Source organism: Elusimicrobiota bacterium (genome assembly GCA_040757695.1).
In the GTDB taxonomy this organism is placed as follows: domain Bacteria; phylum Elusimicrobiota; class UBA8919; order UBA8919; family UBA8919; genus JBFLWK01.
Window position 1 is genome coordinate 1 of the sequence record JBFLWK010000154.1, and the last position, 2,717, is coordinate 2,717.

The 2,717-nt window shown below is 34.0% G+C and carries 5 protein-coding genes; 2 read left to right on the forward strand and 3 right to left on the reverse strand.

Going from position 1 to position 2,717, the window contains the following annotated elements:
* Positions 1-46 precede the first annotated feature (46 nt).
* Together AB1349_13455 and AB1349_13460 are read left to right on the forward strand one after the other, a co-directional pair.
* Positions 47-622 carry a hypothetical protein gene (locus tag AB1349_13455; protein MEW6558331.1) on the forward strand — a complete coding sequence of 192 codons (576 nt, stop codon included), beginning with the start codon at positions 47-49 and terminating at the stop codon, positions 620-622.
* Between the two features lie 297 nt (positions 623-919).
* A complete protein-coding gene (locus AB1349_13460) occupies positions 920-1,318 on the forward strand; it encodes a hypothetical protein (GenBank protein MEW6558332.1) in 399 nt (132 codons plus the stop codon).
* A 125-nt stretch (positions 1,319-1,443) separates the two neighbouring features.
* On the opposite strand, the gene AB1349_13465 is transcribed toward AB1349_13460, so the two are convergent.
* The 3 genes from AB1349_13465 to AB1349_13475 form a co-directional block, all read right to left on the reverse strand.
* Complete coding sequence (locus AB1349_13465) at positions 1,444-1,635, reverse strand: hypothetical protein (GenBank protein ID MEW6558333.1); 192 nt, start codon at positions 1,633-1,635, stop codon at positions 1,444-1,446.
* A 16-nt stretch (positions 1,636-1,651) separates the two neighbouring features.
* Positions 1,652-1,759, reverse strand: a complete 108-nt coding sequence (locus AB1349_13470; GenBank protein MEW6558334.1) for a hypothetical protein — start codon at positions 1,757-1,759, stop codon at positions 1,652-1,654.
* Positions 1,760-1,895: 136 nt separating this feature from the next.
* Positions 1,896-2,606 (reverse strand): ABC transporter ATP-binding protein, encoded by a 711-nt coding sequence (locus AB1349_13475; GenBank protein ID MEW6558335.1) that lies wholly within the window; start codon positions 2,604-2,606, stop codon positions 1,896-1,898.
* Between the last annotated feature and the right edge of the window lie 111 nt (positions 2,607-2,717).

Here is a 2,717-nt window from a genome sequence, read left to right on the forward strand (position 1 = left end):
TTTCAAAATTCAAAGAGCAATTTCAAAGGTCAAACCTTTGATTTGAATGAATTTGCAAATATATTTTATAGTGGTTCCGACGAGCCGTATCAAAAAAACAGTGTTTATAGCCGTTTTTCAGGTCGATGTGTATAACAAATGGAAACTTATTGATATTTCAATACTCTCAAAAGCAAATACGATATGTGACGAAAGACCAATGAAACCTGTTAGAAATGAAAATGTATCAAAACTTTATAACTCATTTGGGTATGAGTTTAAAAACCAGTTGATTAAAGATTTAAGTCAATGGGCAACTGACAAAATTTTCCTGATTGCATACAAAAAAGAAATTGAACTGTTAAACAAATTATTTAATGATAGGTTTTATATTGACAAAAATGTCTCTATTGAAATATCTAATTTATCTACGAGAATAGAATTTATGTTTAACACTAATGCACAAATAATACCTGGCCGACATGAAAGTGAACCACCAGCAGGACTAAAGCCACAAAGAGGAGTGGAATTCGGGCCATCCTCCAGCGGACCGCATCCGGGAGGACCGGTAGGACCTAATCGAATATTTGATTTTGAAATAAGAAAAGAACCATTACTAATTGTTGAATTGATAATCAAATAAATAAGACCATTTTGGGTAGGAGATTAATGAGTAAGAAACAGAGTAAAACCGTAAAGTTTCTCAAAAAAAACAAATTGACGACAAATCAACGTCGCTGTGGTTTATGTGGTAAGACAAGAAATCTAATCAAGACAGAATGCTGTGGCAACTGGATTTGTGATTAAGTGTTCTAAATGCGGTGCTTTGATTATTTTGAGTGATGGCGGCTACTCTACAAATGGTAGAGAATATTTTTGTGAAAAGTGCACAATCAAAGAATTCCCTGTCCTGGCAAAAAAATGGCAACAGGGAAATTGAATGGTTAAATTCATGACTGAGAGAAGCCAAAATAGTCTAAAAGAAATTGTCGGTAGTAAAGTTTATTCAGTTTGGATTGATATGTTATCTAAGTTAGTTCCCGATGGACGAACACATCGTTTAGCACCTATTATTGCATCTATGCTCAGATATGCATCAGAAGTTGCATATGGAAAATATGGCGATGCGCTCGAAGAAAGATCGATTGCGTATTCACTACAAATTGCACAGGAAACTGATTATGATGAATGTATAAATTTGCTTTTACCAATTGTGGATAAATTGTTTGCAGATGCACGTATAAACCCGAAACGAAAAAGTGTAAAAGGAGAAGTATACAGTATTGCAGAAGCTGCTGTTCAGGAATTTGTTAGTTGGTATAACATGCCTTGGGAATAAGTCTAAGAAATGATTCCTTTTGTATCTAATATAAATCAAACATCAATAGAACCTATCCGACAAGGATGAAATCTACAACGAAATTTTTTCATATGAAATCATATCAGATTTGTAGTTAGTAAGGTTCACTCTTCGTATTTTTCACCCGGCACAGTTGAATAAATTTCTTCTACTTCCATTAAAACGACTGCCTTAGGCCTATGAACTTTGGTATGAAGTTCCATTATTTTTTGCATTCTTTTCTTAAATTCTTCGTTTTGCATCTGCAGTTCCATTTTTTCAAGTCTTCTTTTACGAATTTCGTCTTTTTCTTTCATAATTTCAAATGCCTTTTCATATAATGGTCCCTTCGGTAATAATTTTTGCTTTACCTTTAAGTTGATAGAATCCTAACTTTTGCATGTCAGAAATAGCCAGAGCTACCTGAGGGTTTTCTTCCAGATTTTTTTTGTCTTATTAAACCATATGTCCACAATAAGAATTTGAGTATCGCTACTCATCTTAAGAAGTCCAACTTGAACTACATTTATTTTCCATCTTTAAACCCAATAGAGGGTGGACATTTTAACATTGTCAATTATAGGAGGCGATTTTCAAACAGAAGTTGTTTGTTATCAAAAAGTTCTTTAGGAGTGCCTTCTATAATTTTTTTGCCTTTATTTATCAAAACTATTCTATCCGAAATTTCTTTTATCATTTCTAAATCGTGTCCAGCAATGACTTTTGTACAATCGAAATGTTTCAAAAGTTCTATGAATTCTCTTTTTGTAGCAGGGTCAAGGTTGCCCATTGGTTCATCAAGTATGAGTATTTCTGGTTTTAATGCCAGTGCTGTTGCTAAGGTAACCCTTTTTTTCTCCCCTAAACTTAAATGATGGGATACTCTTTTTTCAAAACCTTCAAGGGATACTGCTTCTAATGATTCTTTAACAATTTTTTGGACTTCTTCTTTTGATTCATCAAACTGCAGTGGACCAAAAGCAATATCATCAAAAACGGTCGGCATAAATAATTGGTCATCTGGATTTTGAAAAACAAACCCAATTTTTTTCCTTAATTCACAGGCATTATCTTTTGACATTTTATTGCCAAATATTTTAACCTCACCTTTGAAATTGATAATTCCACATATACATAAAAGCAAAGTTGTTTTTCCTGCACCATTCGGACCTATTATTCCAACCGTTTCATTTTCTTCAATTGAAAAACTTAAATCATCGATAGCCACAATTCCGTCCGGATATTTGTAGAATAGATTTTTCACTTCAATTGCTTGTTGAGTAGACATCTTTATAACCTCCTTGTGGTGACAGCCCTATCGGGCTGTCGTGCCCCTCGCAGAACCGTGCTTGCAGATTGCCCACACACGGCTCTTCAATAACACTTCCTCATAAAGCAC